The organism is Psychromonas sp. (assembly GCF_047632955.1).
GTDB lineage: Bacteria > Pseudomonadota > Gammaproteobacteria > Enterobacterales > Psychromonadaceae > Psychromonas.
Genome location: NZ_JBLIED010000007.1, coordinates 95,696 through 112,520 on the forward strand (window position 1 = coordinate 95,696; position 16,825 = coordinate 112,520).

Below are 16,825 nucleotides of genomic sequence, written 5' to 3' on the forward strand. Positions count from 1 at the left end.
TCTATAATTTGTTATAAAACAATCAATTTAATCAAAATCAAAGCACTGTAACATCTCTATTTTATATTATTTCATTAAATCATCTTTAAGTAAGCTTTGCATCACACAATCAGAGTCAATAAATAAAGAGAATAATTTTCGTTTGCTAACCCCCCCGCTGCAGCTATTCTCTCTTTATGTTTATTCAGTGAATCTGTTACTTAATAGGGGGGATCCGCACAAATGAAAACAGTAGGTTTTAGCCTACAGAAATATAAGGAGCAATATATATGAATAATATAAAGGAACAATATAAAGGAACAATACAAGAAAATTAAAGTCTAACGTTCAGCCTGTAATTAAAACCTAACCGGCGTTAACGGATGCTTTTTAATCATTACGGAATCAATTAACAGCTAACGCAGTGGTCAATCCCCTTTTGCACCCTTAATAAAGAACGATATATGAAAAACTTAAGCACTATACAAGCACTGATATTCGATTTAGACAATACCCTGGTCAGCTCACAGCTTAATTTTAAGTTATTGAGAGATATACTTAATTGTCCCGAACAGGTTGATATTTTAGATTTTATTAAGGGCATGAAATCGGCATCGCTTATGGAGCAGGCAAACGATTTTATCGTTTCTCATGAGATGTTAGATGCACTGACATCCTCGTTTTTACCGGGCTCAAAAAGTTTGTTGGCATTTATTGCCCTGCGCAAATACCCTGTTGGTATAGTGACTCGAAACTGCCTGCAGGCAGCTACGACGAAATTAAAGAAAAATGCGATTAAGGTGGATATTTTAATCACGCGTGAAGACTACCCGGCAAAACCCAGTCCCGAAGCACTCTTTGCAATCGCGCAATTATGGGGAATAGATTGTCAGAATATCGTCTATGTGGGTGATCATTTATATGATGTCCAGGCGGCCAATAGTGCCGGTATGATATCTTGCCTTATTACCCATAATATTGACCTTTCCTTTAAAGACAGGGCGCATTTGGTTTTTAATGAACTGCATGAATTAGAAGATGCGCTAAAAGAAAGTCAACCTGTAATGGAAACTCTGCACACTTATCATTTAAGAAAACGGGAGCAATAAACGCAGCCCGCTCTCCTTGCATTAAAACCCCCATAGACTGACTCAATAACCGGATTGCTCCGCAGGCAAGCTATGTAAGTGGCTAAATATAAAAGTATAAAAGTATTTTTTCCGTTGCTTAAACAGTGCGATGCAACGCGCTATTTGAAATATTTTTTTGAAAACAAAAGTAAAATATTTGTATTGTTGACTACTCTTAAACCAAGGTAATAAGATTGAATTAGTTATTCTCATTCGTTATCGGTTAATAGGTTTTGGAAAATATCACCACAGAAACCATTAACTATTAGTTATTTACACATTGCCTATGATCAGGGGGAATTATGAGTCTTTTAGAGCACTATCGTCAGCGTTACGAGAATGTCAAAGAAGAAGAGATATCCATTCAGGAATATCTGGAGCTATGTAAAAAAGATCCCGGAGCCTATGCTTCTGCTGCGGAAAGAATCTTAATGGCGATTGGTGAACCTGAGCTGATAGATACTTCTCGCGATCCGCGTTTAAGCCGCATTTTTTCCAATAAAGTCATCAAACGTTATGCCACATTTGATGACTTCTACGGTATGGAAGAATGCATTGAAAATATTGTTGCCTATTTTAAACATGCCGCGCAGGGGCTGGAAGAGAGGAAACAAATTATTTATTTGCTGGGCCCCGTGGGTGGCGGTAAATCATCATTGGCAGAAAAGCTCAAAGCACTGATGGAAAAACAGCCTATCTACTGCATTAAAGGCTCTCCGGTATTTGAATCACCACTGGGTTTGTTTGATCCGGAAGAAGATGGACAAATACTCAGCGAAGATTATGGCATCCCTAAACGTTATATCAGCACTATTATGTCGCCCTGGGCTGGCAAACGTTTACAGGAATATAATGGTGATATCAGCAAATTTAAAGTGGTCAAACTCTTTCCTTCTATTCTTAATCAGATAGCGATTTCCAAAACCGAGCCGGGTGATGAAAATAATCAGGATATTTCATCTTTGGTGGGTAAGGTTGATATTCGCCAACTGGAAGATTTTCCGCAAAATGATCCCGATGCTTACAGTTTCTCGGGCGCTTTATGTCGCTCAAACCAAGGTTTGATGGAATTTGTGGAGATGTTTAAAGCTCCGATCAAGGTGCTTCATCCGTTATTAACCGCCACGCAGGAGAGTAATTACAATAGTACCGAGGGCTTAAGTGCCATTCCCTTTGACGGCATTATTCTTGCCCATTCCAATGAATCAGAATGGCAAACCTTCAGAAATAATAAAAATAATGAGGCCTTTATTGATCGGGTCTACATTGTAAAAGTCCCTTACTGCCTGCGCGTATCTGAAGAAGTTAAAATTTATGAAAAATTATTAGAAAACAGCTCTTTGTACGCTGCACATTGCGCTCCGGATACGCTTAATATGCTCGCCAAGTTTGTTATTTTGTCACGCCTGAAAGAGCCTGAAAATTCCAGTATCTATTCAAAAATGAAGGTTTATGACGGTGAAAACTTAAAAGACCGGGATCCTAAAGCTAAATCGATGCAGGAATACAAAGATACAGCGGGTGTTGATGAAGGGATGAATGGTTTATCCACCCGTTTTGCTTTTAAAATACTCTCTAAGGTGTTTAATTTTGACCCCACTGAAGTTGCCGCTAATCCGGTACATTTATTGTATGTGTTAGAGCAGCAGATTGAACAGCAGCAGTTTAAAAAAGAGTTACAGGAAAAGTATTTAACCTTTATTAAAGAATTTCTTGCCCCGCGTTATATAGACTTTATCGGTAAAGAGATTCAAACCGCCTATTTAGAATCCTATACTGAATACGGTCAAAACATCTTTGACCGTTATGTCACCTATGCGGACTTTTGGATTCAGGATCAGGACTTCAGGGCACCGGAAACCGGAGAAATGTTGGATCGAACCTCCCTTAATGAAGAGCTGGAAAAAATCGAAAAACCAGCGGGAATAAGTAATCCAAAAGATTTCCGTAATGAAGTAGTTAATTTTGTGCTGCGCGCACGCGCCAATAACGATGGTAAAAATCCCAATTGGAACAGTTACCAGAAACTGCGTACCGTCATTGAGAAAAAAATGTTCTCCAATACGGAAGATTTATTACCGGTTATTTCATTTAATGCCAAAGCGTCGGCAGACGACCAGCATAAACACAAAGAGTTTGTTGATCGTATGAGGGATCGCGGTTATACCGAAAAGCAGGTCCGCTTACTTTCCGAGTGGTATTTACGGGTTAGAAAATCACAATAATCCGAATAAAATGAGGGAGATACCATGTTTTTTTATTTTGATAAAAATCCATTCCCTGCGGTCAACTGCACTGAAGGTGGTTGTTTATGAGTTATATTGTGGATCGCAGGCTAAATGCCAAAAAAAAGAGCACGGTTAACAGACAGCGCTTTTTGAAACGTTACCGTAAACATATCAAAAAAGCGGTGGCTGATGCGATAAGCAGGCGTTCAATCACTGATATCGAAAATGGCGAGGAGATACATATTCCCGCAGACGATATGAAAGAGCCGCTTTTCCGCCATGGTCAGGGAGGGCATGCCGAACGCGTCTTACCGGGCAATAAAGAATTTATTGGTGGTGACCGTATTAAACGCCCTTCAGGCGGTGAAGGTGGCAGTGGCCCGGGTGCAAGTGATAGCGGAGAAGGTGAAGATGAATTTGTTTTTCAGATAACCCAGGAAGAGTTTCTTGATTTTATGTTTGATGAACTCGCCCTGCCGAATATGATTAAGCGCCAACTGACAGGTAGCGATGAATTTAAACTCCGTCAGGCGGGTTTTAGTAATCAGGGCTCCCCCGGTCAAATTGATGTTGTCCGCTCATTAAAATCAGCGCATGCACGGCGCATTGCACTGACCTCCGGTAAACGTAAAAAATTAAAAGCACTTGAACAGCAACTGGAACGACTAGAGGCAGAACAGCCGCTTTCAAAAAACCCGCATGAAATTGATACATTACGTAAAAAAATAGCAACCCTGAAATCACTGGTTAAGCGCGTTCCCTGGCTGGATGATTTTGATTTAAAATATCACCTGCGTGCTAAAGAACCGGCTCCCCAGGCAAAAGCGGTGATGTTTTGTCTGATGGACGTTTCCGGCTCAATGGATCAGGCCACCAAAGAGATTGCAAAACGCTTTTTTATTTTACTGTATCTGTTTATACAGCGAAATTATCAGCGTACTGAGATTGTTTTTATACGTCACCATACGGCTGCTACTGAGGTCGATGAGCAGGAGTTCTTTTATTCACGGGAAACCGGCGGAACTATTGTTTCCAGCGCATTAAAGCTGATGCATGAGATTATTGATGAGCGCTATCCGCTTGGCGACTGGAATATCTATGGTGCACAAGCATCCGATGGAGATAATTGGAATAATGACTCGGCGGTTTGCACCGAAATATTGCGTAAATCACTGCTGCCGAAATTACAATATTTTTCATATATTGAGATCACCCCCAGCGCTCACCAGTCGCTCTGGTATGCTTACCAGCAGGTCAAAGAAAGTTTTCCTGATACCTTTGCCATGGAACAGGTTGTTGATGCAGCTGAAATCTACACCGTGTTTCGCGAAATATTTCACAAGCAGGTTATATGAAAAAAAATCCTATTTCGACCACATCCGAATGGACCTTCGAACTGATTGAAGCCTATGACAGTGAAATAGGTAAAATAGCAGCAGAGTTTGGTCTCGATACTTATCCTAATCAAATTGAGGTTATCAGCTCTGAGCAGATGATGGATGCCTACGCCTCGACGGGCATGCCGCTGGGTTACCACCATTGGTCCTACGGAAAGCAGTTTATCAGTACCGAACGTTCCTACCAACGCGGACATATGGGGCTGGCCTATGAAATAGTGATTAATTCAAATCCTTGTATTGCCTACCTGATGGAAGAAAATACCATGACCATGCAGGCTCTAGTAATCGCTCATGCCTGCTACGGACACAACTCTTTTTTCAAAGGAAATTATTTATTTAAAACCTGGACAGATGCAGACGCTATTATCGACTATCTGCTTTTTGCTAAAAATTACATTGCAAAATGTGAACAAAAACACGGTATTAATGCCGTGGAAAGTATTATTGATTCTTGCCACGCAATGATGAATTATGGCGTGGATCGTTATAAACGTCCGCACCCTATATCCGCGGAAAAAGAGCGTAATCGTCAGCATAAACGCGAAGAGAACCGCCAAAAGCAGGTCAATGATCTATGGCGTACAATACCGCAGGGAAAAACTGCAAATCTTAAAAACAAAATCTACTTTCCCGAAGAGCCGGAAGAAAATTTACTTTATTTTATCGAAAAAAATGCTCCCCTACTAAAATCCTGGCAGCGAGAAGTGGTGCGTATCGTGCGTAAAATATCTCAATATTTTTACCCGCAACGTCAAACTCAAGTAATGAATGAAGGCTGGGCGTGTTTTTGGCACTACACGCTGATCAATGAAATGTACGACCGCGGATTGGTCACCGAGGGTTTTATATTGGAATTTTTACAATCCCATACCAGCGTTATCTATCAGCCTCCCTTTGACAGTGAATATTATAACGGTATTAATCCTTATTCTCTGGGCTTTAGTATGATGTGTGATATTCGCCGTATTTGTGAACATCCCAGCGATGAAGATAAACACTGGTTTCCGGAGCTGGCCGGCAGTGATTGGAAAGAAAGTATGGATCAGGCAATGCGTAACTTTAAAGACGAGAGTTTTATTCTGCAGTATTTATCTCCCAAAGTGATTCGCGACTTAAAGCTTTTTTGTATTGTTGATGATGACAAAAACCCCTACATTGAAGTCGACGCAATTCATGATGATGATGGTTATCAGCGTATTCGGGAATCACTTGCGGGTATTTATAATTTAGGCAATCAGGAGCCTGATATACAGGTTTACAGTGTTGACCTTGAAGGTGACCGTTCGCTAACCCTGCACCACAACCAGTATGACCGAAAACCTCTGGGTGATTCAACGCCAGAGGTTTTAAAGCATATTCATCGTTTATGGGGATTTGATGTGCATTTACATTCAATAGAAAACAAAACGATCACTAAAAGCTACCACTGTCCGCCTATCGGTGTCCCTTAAGCTCACCCTGCCAAAGCGAGGTATTGCTTGTGGTTATCAGTTTATGCTGCGAGCTCAATAGTTATCGGTAGGGTGCATTCTATGCACCGCAATCGGTGCTCGGAGCGCACCCTACGAGATATCCAGCTTTCTGTGGTAGTACTTTTAAGTTTGATACCTGACTCTTTTGCTTGGTGGATCAATTTCCAGGCAACACGGGCACACTTTTATTTGCCATGTTTGCTCTCTAACCCGATTGCGATACTTTGGCATAGGTACAGGTAAGTGGGATTATGGCTGCCAATTTTTCTTCATTTTGTTGATTAATAACAGGTCAACATTATGGCTATTTTGAAAGTTGCCGGTACAGACTTTAATGCTAAATTGTGCATTAAATAATTTAGCCAGCTTACGGTAAGCCTGCATTTCCCAGTGCTTCACAAAAGTATTTGCGATCACCACATTCTGACCTTCACTTAAATAATATTTACATTGGTTCTGACACCATAAGTGCGCCTTTTTTAATTCTTTGGGGTCAAACTGATATTCACCCTGTTTGTTTATAAAATACATATCCGCCTCTAAATGCACGGCATTTAATGTTTTTGCCAGGGTAGACTTGCCACTGCCCGGTAACCCGCGAATTAGAGTGAGCTTAAGCCTGTTCAAAGCAGTTTCCCTGTTACAAAAATCAGCTGCAATTACTCAAACCCGGCCGCATTGGATCGCATTTTTTTAATGGCATTATGATAAAGACCCCAGGCCATTAAACCCGCCAGAAGATTGCCGAGCATTGCACCGATAAAAACGCCTTCTAGCTGCCATAACTCGCTGGCTATCCAAACTAAAGGCAGGTAACAAACAAACAAACGTAGTGTTGAAATAAGTAATGCGCGCATCGACATCGCCAATGAATTACAGATAGAAACCATTAACATGCATACTCCCAATGAACTTAAACTAACGGGAACCACCAGCAAATACTGATAAATAACGCTTTCGACTTGACTGTCTGCACTGAAAAAAGCAGCTAACGGCGCGGCAAAGATAAACAGCAGAACAGCTAATATAACCTGCAAAATGACTGTGAAGATAACCGCCATTTTAACTAAGTTGATAATAGTCTTACAATCTTTAGCGCCAAATAATCGCCCGATCATAGGTGGCAGCGACATGGTTAGCGCGAGGACCACGACAATGGTAAAAAATTCAATACGCGATACCATTGCCCACCCGGCAACCGCAGCAGCGCCAAAAGAGGCGACAATTTTAGTCGCAAAAACAGAGGAAAGCGGGGGTAATAATTGACTCATCATAGCGGGCGTCATGACGGCATTAATTTCTTGAATTGATTTCCATATCTGCAGCGATTGCCAATCAAAGGAGAGCCAGTTTCTGGTTGTTAATTTAGGCAGAATAATCAATAGGCCAATGGTGAATGAACAGATGGTTGCGACCGCCGCCCCGAGCAAACCTAAATCGAAATAAAAGATAAAAAGCGGATCCAGGGCAATATTAATGATGCTGGTTGCCATCATTAATATACCCGGTAGAAAAGTGTTTCCGTGAGAGCGGCAAATGCTGTAGGCAAAATAGAGCATGGCACCTAACCATGCACTGCATAACCACACCGGCCAGTATTGATTAATATAGGGAGTCACCTCGGCCGGAGCACCTAACAGAGTTAATATTTGAACGCGCATAAACCAGATAATAAGCGCCATGACAAACACCCCGACCGCCCCGACCATAAACACTAATCCGCCAATCTGCCTGGCTCGGTTATCATCTTTCTGACCTAATATTCTTGAAATAACCGCCGTGGTTGCAATACCTAATCCCACCTGCAGACCAATAATCACCATCTGTAAGGGCATGGTAAAACCTTGGGCTGCTAAGGGTAAAACCCCCAGTTGACTAATAAAAGTACTGTCTGCCAGTTGAAAGCTCATTAAAGAAAATATACCAAAGACCATTGGCCAGGTTTGCTTAAAAATATCTCTGGCGAGGGCGATTGTTTCCGTTCTGTTCATATTGGCCTTAAGGCTGCTTAAAAATAATAATGAAAAATGGCGGTGACAATACCATTATCAAGCAGGAATTGGGAAAAAAAATGGCCTGAAATAGAGGTTATAACGATTTTCTGACTGCCCAATGCATCTTCAGGCAGCCAGCATATAGATAAGGGCTTTATCTAAAAACAACGCTATAAATAACAGAGTTAAATGGATAATCGAATATTTAAAAAGATCCAGCGCGCCATAGGATGTTTCTGACAATTTTAATGCAACCGCTTTATAGACAAAAATAGCATTGATCAGCATCGCCACCGATAAATACAGATAACCCGACATGTGGATTAAAAAAGGTAAACAGCATACTACGGTCAATAATAAACTATATAACAGAATACAGGTTTTAGTGAAATCAATGCCGTGGGTAACCGGCAACATCGGTATTTTCGCTTTTTCATAATCGGCTTTACGGTGAATCGCCAGCGCCCAAAAATGCGGAGGCGTCCAGGTAAATATAATCATCACTAATATCCACGGCTGTGCGGCGAGTTCTCCGGTTTCAGAAATCCAGCCAAGAAGAGGTGGCATCGCACCTGCTAATCCGCCGATCACAATATTTTGCGGTGTGGCACGTTTTAAAAACATAGTGTAGACAAATGCATACCCCACCAGCGCAATCAGGGTCAGTTGCGCCGTTAACCAATTTGCGGCAAACACCAGCAAAGCAAAACCTAAGGCCCCTATTAGCGCGGAAAAAATCAGAGCTTGCCGGCGAGACACCGCTCTTCTCACTAAAGGCCGGTTTTTTGTGCGTGTCATTTTAGCGTCAATTTTGCTGTCGACCACGTGATTAATCACCGCGGCACTGCCCGATAACAAGCCGATTCCCGCCAAACTGAGTAACTGTACAAAATAACCGCGCCCCACGTCAGGCGCCAGCGCTAATCCGACCAATGCGGTTAATACCAATAACGCCACCACCTTGATTTTGCAGAGCTCTAAGTAGTCACTTATTTTAGGCGAGTGACGCTCAACTACAGCGTGATTATTTAATGAAGCGCCGAGTGTTGCTGTATTGTGACTGCTACTGTTCGCCATCATTTCTCTCCTGATAGAGTATTAAAACCGGCAGCCGTTCCCGCCGTCTTATTGGACAAGGGTAATAATTTCACGTAATAGGTTAATCGTATTAAACTCAGCAGCAACATCGCGGCGGTTAAATTATGTGCCAATGCAATGCTTATCGGGAAAGTCCAATAAACTAAAGAAACACCCAATAAAACCTGACAGATAACCATCAACATCACCAGCAGCGCACTGTTTTTTACTTTCTTAGATTGGCTTAAGCAATAAATCTTTATTGCCACGGCCAAAAGCGTCACGGCGGTGATGATTGCCCAAAATCGGTGCAGCAAATGGATAGACATGCGCGCCTGCGCCGACAACACCCCATATTCATAATTGCTGGAGGTCGAGGGCAACTGAAATATCTCTAAAATTGAAAAACTTTGCTGCCAGTGACCATCGTTCCACCCGCCACTGCATAATGGCAAACCGGCGCAAAAAGGCGCAGCATAATTAGCCGCTAACCACCCGCCTAATGCGATTTGTATCAGCAGCACAAATAATGCCCCCAGGCACCATGAGAAATAGTTCTGAACACCGGAACCATTGCCGAATGAGGCTTTGTCGCCAAGGCGCAGATAGAGCAGAGTTACTAAACTCAAGATGGCAAAACCACCGAGCAGATGGCCCATTACAATCAGCGGCTGCAGCTGCATGGTCACGGTTAACATGCCTAAGAATGCCTGAAATAGCACTAAGACAACCAACAGCGCAGGTAATTTAAACGGCATTAAAGCGCCTGCTGAGCGATTTTTTTTAGCAGATGATTGCTGACTTAATACTTTTAGATTGTTAAACAGAGGCAGTAATAGAATCGCTAACAGCAGCAACCCGAGCGTGCCGGCAAAGTACCGGTGGATCATCTCTTTCCAGGCCTTTGCGGATTCAAAGACTAAATCCATGCTGCCCGGTTGACTGTGTTTTGCGGTAAGACTTGCATCTAACTCTGCCGGCACGGTTAAAAAGCCGTAACAACCGGGCCAATCCGGGCAACCTAAACCGGCATCGCTTAAGCGGGTATAGGCGCCTAAACCGACTACCACAACAGATAACAGACAACTCAATAGGACTAATTTTTTATAGCGATTATTGATATTATTTAGAGCTGTTTTCTGCATTTTATCTAACCTTCCCTATGATTAAAAAAAGCGACGAGCTTCGAGCTTCAAGTTACGAACTACGAACTACGAACTACGAACTACGAGAATAATTGAGTAATTTTTTAAGATCTTTGATTAAGCCTTTGGCGGTTAATTGATTAGTGTGCAGATCAGAGACAAGAGGATAATAAAAAACAACCAGCCCCATGTGATCGATCAAATATAAAACCTCAGGTTGAAGATCATCACTGGCCACGGGATAATTTTTAAAACCTTCAACAGCCGGACTTTTTTCACCCAGTAATACCAGGCCAACTTTATTTTTATTTTTTCCTAATGCGACATATAAATTTTCCACATGAGCGCGGTGCGCTAAGCAGATAGCAGTACAGTTTTCACCGGCCAGTAAAGCAATGGACCAAGGTTTAGGATCAATATCAGACCACTCACTCAATTTAACTTCAGGGGTTAAAAACTTGCCATTATTAACCATTTGACCCGGTAACCACTCCAACTTTAATACCACCATCGCCAGGGCTAAGGGCAGAATGAAACTGATCACAAATAAGGAGATTAATTTTTTATTATTCATTTTGTTTCCTTAAATTTGTTTTTTCCTGAATTTTTATCAAAGGTGGAGGCCTGTTTATCTTTTTGGTACTGCTTGCGCATTGCAAAAACAAAGACCACCAGGGCAGATAAAGCCAGCAGTAACCATTGCACAGCATAAGCCAAATGTTTTTCAGGCGGCATAATAACGGGCTGATAGTGAGGTTGTGCAAACCGCTGATCGTCAACGACATATCCCATATAATCAACGAGTTGTGCTAGGCTTTGCTGCTCTTGTTGGTTAATGTCAATAAATTGAATAAGTTTAGGCCATCCCCTGCCGGCCTGCTCTGCTCCGGACAAATAAAAACCGGCTAAATCACCCTGTTTTAACTGCACAGTAATATCTAATGGTTTTTCTGGAAACTGCACTTGCGGCAGTTGATTACGACTCTGCCCTTGTTCTACCCAGCCAAAATTAACTAATAAACCAAGCGCACTGCCCGTAGGATAAAAGATGGCAAGAAGATCGTATCCCGGCCGACCGTTGAGGGTGCGGTTATCCAATAACCAGTATTGTGAACTTTGCACCCTGCCCTGTAACTGCAGGCGTAATCCGGTTTTATCCAGCGTTTCCGGCAATAAGCTTAAGCCAGACCAACTCAATAACCCTTTTTTGTGCATTGTTTCAATATTATTCAACCTCTGCTGTTTCTGCTCCGCCCGCTGCCATTGCCAATTGGCCAATCCGATGCCCAAGATCACTACAAACAGCACCACTGAAGTGGTAATAACCGGCAGTTTCAACATTTAAAATATGTACACAAAAAAGAATAAACACAGCCACACAACATCGACAAAATGCCAGTACCAGGTGGCGGCCTCAAAAGCAAAATGGTTATCTTTATTAAAATGTCCTTTAAAGATTCGCAGCGTAACAATTAATAATAAAATCGCCCCTAGGGTCACGTGCATGCCATGAAAACCGGTTAACAGATAAAAAACATTACCGTAGATACCCGATGTCAGGGTTAAACCTAACTCATGGTACGCATGGATATATTCGGTCACTTGAAAGTATAAAAAGGCGAATCCCAGCAATACGCTGATGATCATAAAAGTTTTTAATTGCGCACGTTTTCCTGCCAGTAAAGCCTGATGCGCAAAATGCACGGTGACGGAAGAGGTTAGAAGGATAAATGTATTTAACAGGGGCAGACCAAACCAGCCCATTGCCTGAGTTGTCTCACCCGAGGGGGTTGTGGTTAAGGGCCAGACAGCTTGGAATTCCGGCCATAACAACTCATTGGTCATGAAATTATTACCCGCCCCACCTAACCAGGGAACAGAAAACATGCGCGCATAAAATAACACTCCGAAAAAGACCAGAAAAAACATCACTTCAGAAAAAATAAACCACCACATGGACTGCCGAAATGAAAAATCCATCTGCTTGGAATAAAGCCCGGACATTGATTCATGGGCGACATTTTTAATCCAACCAAAAAGCATAAAAAACAGCACGACAAACCCGGTGATCAACAGATAGGACCCCGATGTTCCCTGTTTACCGATTTGCATCACAGTCAAACCAGCCCCCGCGGCAATACAAAACAGGGCGACAGCGCCGACTATTGGCCAGTGGCTTTGCGCCGGTACATAATATTTATCATAACGAGTGGCAGCTGCAGATTTCATCTATTAACCCCCTTAAATTCATTTAGCCGTAACGATGTCAAACACGGTGTAAGACAAGGTTAACTCTTCTATATCTTCTGCTATTTCTGTATCTATATAAAACAGCAGGGTAAGATCTACCCGCTCACCGGGTTGCAATATTTGCTGGGTAAAACAAAAACATTCCACTTTATGCATGTATTGCGCCGCAAGGCCGGGGCTAATCGACGGTACCGCCTGCATTGTCCGGCTTTCATTACTGAGATTATGGGCGCTGAACATGACCTGATTCATTTCACCGGGTTTAACTGTTACCACGGCTTGATCCACCGTCACCTCAAAGGGAGCCTCATTTTGCACGTGAGTTAAAAAACCAACGTCAACCAGCCGGTTAAGATCCACCTCACTACTGACTTTCGCCCGCTCTAATGAGGGTTTACCGTTAAGGCCGGTGATATCACAAAAAACGTTATATAACGGGACTAAGGCAAAGGCAAAAGCGAACATGCCGACGCTTGCTATAACCAATTTTTTGAATAACTTAGTATGTTTACTCATTGGCTAAGCACTAATTAATAACGGGTGGAGTGGCAAAGGTATGATGCGGCGCGGGAGAAGGCACCTCCCATTCTAATCCTTCTGCGGCTTCCCATACGTTTGCCGGTACTTTTTCTCCACCTCTAACACATTTAATAACAACCCAGACAAATAATAATTGTGATAATCCAAAGGCAAAACCACCGATACTAATAATGGCGTTAAAATCGGCAAACTGCAGCGCATAGTCCGGAATACGACGGGGCATGCCCGCTAATCCGACGAAGTGCATCGGGAAAAAAAGGATATTTACGCTGATTAATGACAACCAAAAATGTGTTTTGGCAAGGCGGATATCAAACATGTTTCCGGACCATTTTGGTAACCAATAATAAACGCCGGCCATAATTGAAAATACCGCGCCAGTCACTAATACATAATGAAAATGTGCCACTACAAAGTAGGTATCATGGTACTGAAAATCGGCCGGAGTAATGGCTAACATCAGCCCGGAAAATCCGCCTATGGTAAACAAAACAATAAAGGCAATGGCAAATAACATCGGTACTTCAAAGGAGATAGACCCCCGCCACATGGTCGCTACCCAGTTAAAAACTTTTACGCCCGTCGGCACCGAAATCAGCATAGTGCTGTACATAAAAAACAGCTCGGCTGCTAACGGCATCCCGGTGGTAAACATGTGATGCATCCACACCACAAAAGATAAAATTGCGATCGAACCGGTGGCATAGACCATCGAATGGTAACCAAAGAGCTTTTTACGGGAGAAGGTCGGGACGATGGTAGAAATGATACCAAAAGCCGGCAGAATCATAATATAAACTTCAGGATGACCGAAGAACCAGAATATATGCTGGAACATCACCGGATCCCCACCGCCCACTGCATTAAAAAAGTCAGTGCCAAAGTATTTATCGGTTAACACCATAGTCACGGCACCGGCCAGAACAGGCATCACCGCAATTAATAAAAAAGCAGTAATAAGCCATGTCCAAACGAACATTGGCGTCTTCATCCAAGTCATACCGGGGGCGCGCAAATTGACAATAGTGACAATAACGTTAATCGCCCCCATGATTGAACTGATCCCCATGATATGCACAGCAAAAACAAACATGGCCGTATTATCATTACTATAGGTTGTTGATAATGGAGCATAAAAAGTCCATCCGAAATTCGGGCCGCCGCCCTCCATAAATAACGATCCTAATAACATCGCAAAGGCAAAGGGTAGAATCCAAAAACTCCAGTTATTCATGCGCGGTAACGCCATATCGGGCGCACCGATCATCAATGGAATCATCCAGTTGGCCAGACCGACAAAAGCCGGCATAACGGCACCAAAAACCATAATCAAACCATGAACCGTGGTCATCTGGTTATAAAAATTTGGCTCCATAAGCTGCAGTCCGGGCTGAAATAATTCCGCCCTAATCAGCATTGCCATGGCACCGCCAATCAAGAACATCAGCAATGAAAAACCTAAATAAAGGGTGCCGATATCTTTATGGTTGGTACTAAAGATCCAGCGTTTGATCCCCGTCGGAGCTTGATGTTCATGATGCTCAGTGACTTCAGTTTGAGTGTTACCGGCTGCAGCTGTCATTACTGTTCTCCCTTAATTGCCTGCACAATATCGTTGGGTTGGACAAGGTCACCCGACTCATTACCCCAGGCATTACGCTCATAGGTGATAATAGCCGCTAACTGTTCAGCGCTGAGTTGCTGTGCGAAGGCTTGCATTGCGCTTCCGGCTTTACCGTTTAATACAATATCAAGGTGTTCAGCGACCGCTCCTGTTGCTATCGGGCTACCTTTTAAGGCAGGAAAAACAGGCGCCACTCCCAAACCTGTCGGTTGATGACAAGCGGCGCAGAAAGTCAAATAATGCTGCTCACCCGATGTCATAAGCTGCTCTTTGGTTAACCCTGCTGAAACAGGTGTTTCCTCAACAGCATCAGCTTCTGTGCTTATCGTCTGTTCATTAAGCGCTTCTCCCTTACTGACTTTGTCAACATCGCTTGGCTGCACCAGATCTCCTGACTCATTACCCCAGGCATTACGCTCATAGGTAACCACAGCAGCAAGCTCTTCAAGTGAGAGTTGAGCTGCAAAAGATTGCATTGCAGTGCCGCTCTTACCGTTTAAAACCAGATTGATGTGCGATTCAATATCACCTTTGACAATCGGGCTGTCTTTTAAGGCAGGGAAAGCCCCGGTAATGCCTAACCCGGTCGGCTGATGGCAGACACTGCAGGCTTGTGCATAAACTTGTTCGCCCATGTCCATTAACTGCGCTTTTGTCAGACTGCTTAAGGGTAACGCTGGGGTGCTTTTATCAGCTTCAAGTTTAATCTCATCATTAACGGCTTCCTGAGCAGGAATGACTTCAATGGCAGCGTCCGGCTGTATGTCGGTTGTTGTGGTTAATGTATCGCTTGTGGTGGTGAACGTAGCGCTTGCTTCAGCATTCATTGCGTTACTAATTTCAATCGGCTGCACCAGATCCCCGGTGTCATTTCCCCAAGCATTTCGCTCATAGGTGACCACAGCGGCTAATTCTTTAAGCGATAACTGCTTTGCAAAGGACTGCATAGCGGTGCCCGCTTTGCCCTTTAATACAATATTAATATGTGCATTCACATCACCGGTTGCAATCGGGCTGCCTTTTAATGCGGGGAAAACCCCCGGCAATCCGCTTCCCGTTGGCTGATGGCAAACAGAACAATGCCCCACATAGACTTGCTCACCGAGGGTCATCAGTTGCGCTTTAGAGAAGCTCGTCGATTGCGATGCTAAGGCTTCCTGCGCTTGTTTTTGTTTCGCTATTTTTTCCATGGCCAACCAGTTATCAAAATCATCGACCGCCATCGCATTAACAACGATCGGCATAAAACCATGATTTTTACCGCATAACTCGGCACATTGACCACGATAGATACCAATCTCATTAATACGTGCCCAGGCTTCATTAATAAAGCCCGGAACCGCATCTTGTTTAATGGCAAAATCAGGGACCCACCAGGAGTGAATAACATCGTCGGAGGTTATTACAAAACGTATTTTTTTATTGATGGGCACAACCAGAGGTTTATCAACTTCAAGAAGATAGTTGGGTGTTTTTTCTGCCCGGTTGTTTATTTGTGCCTGCGGGGTAGAAATAACAGAATAAAAATCGATATCCAGGATTTCATTATTATAAGTAAGGTATTGATAGTGCCATTTCCATTGCGAGCCGGTTACTTTAATGGTGATATCGGCTTTACTGTTATCCTCCATCGCAATCAGGGTTTTGGTGGCAGGGACTGCCATGGCTATTAAAATAACAAAGGGAATCGCTGTCCATAACACCTCGATTTTAGTACTTTCATGGAATTGCGCGGCTTTGACACCTTTGGATTTACGATGATGAAAAATGGACCAGAACATGATGCCAAAAACGACTAAGGCAATAGCACAACAGATAAGAAAAATGGTCATATGCAGTTGATAAACATTTTCGCTGATATCAGTAACACCTTCGCGCATATTAAAGGCGCTGTCTGCAGAGCTTAATTGAGCAATAAACAGTGTTAATAAAATAGCAACTCGAATAACAATCATGCAACATTTCCTTTTGGGCGGAACATAATGA

General features: G+C 42.9%; 14 protein-coding genes. 4 read left to right on the top strand and 10 right to left on the bottom strand.

Translation table 11 applies throughout. The features are described 5' to 3' along the window. Positions 1 to 443 precede the first annotated feature (443 nt). From ACJAZP_RS07065 to ACJAZP_RS07080, 4 genes are all read left to right on the top strand, one after another. On the top strand, positions 444 to 1,088 hold the full coding sequence (locus ACJAZP_RS07065; RefSeq protein ID WP_415230040.1) for an HAD family hydrolase: 645 nt from the start codon (positions 444 to 446) through the stop codon (positions 1,086 to 1,088). A gap of 323 nt (positions 1,089 to 1,411) precedes the next feature. Next, complete coding sequence (locus ACJAZP_RS07070; protein ID WP_415230041.1) at positions 1,412 to 3,334, top strand: PrkA family serine protein kinase; 1,923 nt, start codon at positions 1,412 to 1,414, stop codon at positions 3,332 to 3,334. Positions 3,335 to 3,420: 86 nt separating this feature from the next. Continuing rightward, positions 3,421 to 4,692 (top strand): YeaH/YhbH family protein, encoded by a 1,272-nt coding sequence (locus ACJAZP_RS07075; RefSeq protein ID WP_415230042.1) that lies wholly within the window; start codon positions 3,421 to 3,423, stop codon positions 4,690 to 4,692. Next, a complete protein-coding gene (locus ACJAZP_RS07080; protein ID WP_415230043.1) occupies positions 4,689 to 6,188 on the top strand; it encodes a SpoVR family protein in 1,500 nt (499 codons plus the stop codon). The genes ACJAZP_RS07075 and ACJAZP_RS07080 overlap by 4 nt, the downstream gene beginning before the upstream one ends. Positions 6,189 to 6,458: 270 nt before the next feature. On the opposite strand, the gene ACJAZP_RS07085 is transcribed toward ACJAZP_RS07080, so the two are convergent. From ACJAZP_RS07085 to coxB, 10 genes are all read right to left on the bottom strand, one after another. Next, positions 6,459 to 6,836 carry an ATP-binding protein gene (locus ACJAZP_RS07085; protein WP_415230044.1) on the bottom strand — a complete coding sequence of 126 codons (378 nt, stop codon included), beginning with the start codon at positions 6,834 to 6,836 and terminating at the stop codon, positions 6,459 to 6,461. 32 nt (positions 6,837 to 6,868) lie between these two features. Beyond that, positions 6,869 to 8,200 carry an MATE family efflux transporter gene (locus ACJAZP_RS07090; RefSeq protein ID WP_415230045.1) on the bottom strand — a complete coding sequence of 444 codons (1,332 nt, stop codon included), beginning with the start codon at positions 8,198 to 8,200 and terminating at the stop codon, positions 6,869 to 6,871. A 129-nt stretch (positions 8,201 to 8,329) separates the two neighbouring features. Beyond that, the gene (cyoE, locus tag ACJAZP_RS07095) at positions 8,330 to 9,280 is read right to left on the bottom strand and encodes a heme o synthase (protein ID WP_415230086.1); all 951 of its coding nucleotides are present in this window, start codon (positions 9,278 to 9,280) and stop codon (positions 8,330 to 8,332) included. Then, positions 9,280 to 10,425: a COX15/CtaA family protein gene (locus ACJAZP_RS07100; RefSeq protein ID WP_415230046.1), complete on the bottom strand. Its 1,146-nt coding sequence runs from the start codon at positions 10,423 to 10,425 to the stop codon at positions 9,280 to 9,282. The genes cyoE and ACJAZP_RS07100 overlap by 1 nt, the downstream gene beginning before the upstream one ends. A gap of 73 nt (positions 10,426 to 10,498) precedes the next feature. Next, positions 10,499 to 10,999, bottom strand: coding sequence for a transmembrane cytochrome oxidase associated protein (locus ACJAZP_RS07105; protein WP_415230047.1), 501 nt, complete (start codon positions 10,997 to 10,999; stop codon positions 10,499 to 10,501). Continuing rightward, the gene (locus tag ACJAZP_RS07110; RefSeq protein ID WP_415230048.1) at positions 10,996 to 11,766 is read right to left on the bottom strand and encodes an SURF1 family protein; all 771 of its coding nucleotides are present in this window, start codon (positions 11,764 to 11,766) and stop codon (positions 10,996 to 10,998) included. Before ACJAZP_RS07110 ends, ACJAZP_RS07105 begins: the two co-directional genes overlap by 4 nt. Next, positions 11,767 to 12,654, bottom strand: coding sequence for a cytochrome c oxidase subunit 3 (locus ACJAZP_RS07115; protein WP_415230049.1), 888 nt, complete (start codon positions 12,652 to 12,654; stop codon positions 11,767 to 11,769). It abuts the gene before it with no gap. An 18-nt stretch (positions 12,655 to 12,672) separates the two neighbouring features. Continuing rightward, complete coding sequence (locus ACJAZP_RS07120) at positions 12,673 to 13,191, bottom strand: cytochrome c oxidase assembly protein (protein WP_415230050.1); 519 nt, start codon at positions 13,189 to 13,191, stop codon at positions 12,673 to 12,675. A gap of 10 nt (positions 13,192 to 13,201) precedes the next feature. Beyond that, the gene (gene ctaD, locus ACJAZP_RS07125) at positions 13,202 to 14,797 is read right to left on the bottom strand and encodes a cytochrome c oxidase subunit I (RefSeq protein ID WP_415230051.1); all 1,596 of its coding nucleotides are present in this window, start codon (positions 14,795 to 14,797) and stop codon (positions 13,202 to 13,204) included. After that, positions 14,797 to 16,794, bottom strand: a complete 1,998-nt coding sequence (gene coxB, locus ACJAZP_RS07130) for a cytochrome c oxidase subunit II (protein WP_415230052.1) — start codon at positions 16,792 to 16,794, stop codon at positions 14,797 to 14,799. Before coxB ends, ctaD begins: the two co-directional genes overlap by 1 nt. Between the last annotated feature and the right edge of the window lie 31 nt (positions 16,795 to 16,825).

Coding starts and splice junctions, on each gene's coding strand:
- ACJAZP_RS07120 (WP_415230050.1), bottom strand. CDS start 13,191: ATGAGTAAACATACTAAGTTATTCAAAAAATTGGTTATAGCAAGCGTC.
- ACJAZP_RS07110 (WP_415230048.1), bottom strand. CDS start 11,766: ATGTTGAAACTGCCGGTTATTACCACTTCAGTGGTGCTGTTTGTAGTG.
- coxB (WP_415230052.1), bottom strand. CDS start 16,794: ATGATTGTTATTCGAGTTGCTATTTTATTAACACTGTTTATTGCTCAA.
- ACJAZP_RS07065 (WP_415230040.1), top strand. CDS start 444: ATGAAAAACTTAAGCACTATACAAGCACTGATATTCGATTTAGACAAT.
- ACJAZP_RS07105 (WP_415230047.1), bottom strand. CDS start 10,999: ATGAATAATAAAAAATTAATCTCCTTATTTGTGATCAGTTTCATTCTG.
- ctaD (WP_415230051.1), bottom strand. CDS start 14,797: ATGACAGCTGCAGCCGGTAACACTCAAACTGAAGTCACTGAGCATCAT.
- ACJAZP_RS07115 (WP_415230049.1), bottom strand. CDS start 12,654: ATGAAATCTGCAGCTGCCACTCGTTATGATAAATATTATGTACCGGCG.
- cyoE (WP_415230086.1), bottom strand. CDS start 9,280: ATGGCGAACAGTAGCAGTCACAATACAGCAACACTCGGCGCTTCATTA.
- ACJAZP_RS07090 (WP_415230045.1), bottom strand. CDS start 8,200: ATGAACAGAACGGAAACAATCGCCCTCGCCAGAGATATTTTTAAGCAA.
- ACJAZP_RS07100 (WP_415230046.1), bottom strand. CDS start 10,425: ATGCAGAAAACAGCTCTAAATAATATCAATAATCGCTATAAAAAATTA.
- ACJAZP_RS07080 (WP_415230043.1), top strand. CDS start 4,689: ATGAAAAAAAATCCTATTTCGACCACATCCGAATGGACCTTCGAACTG.
- ACJAZP_RS07070 (WP_415230041.1), top strand. CDS start 1,412: ATGAGTCTTTTAGAGCACTATCGTCAGCGTTACGAGAATGTCAAAGAA.
- ACJAZP_RS07075 (WP_415230042.1), top strand. CDS start 3,421: ATGAGTTATATTGTGGATCGCAGGCTAAATGCCAAAAAAAAGAGCACG.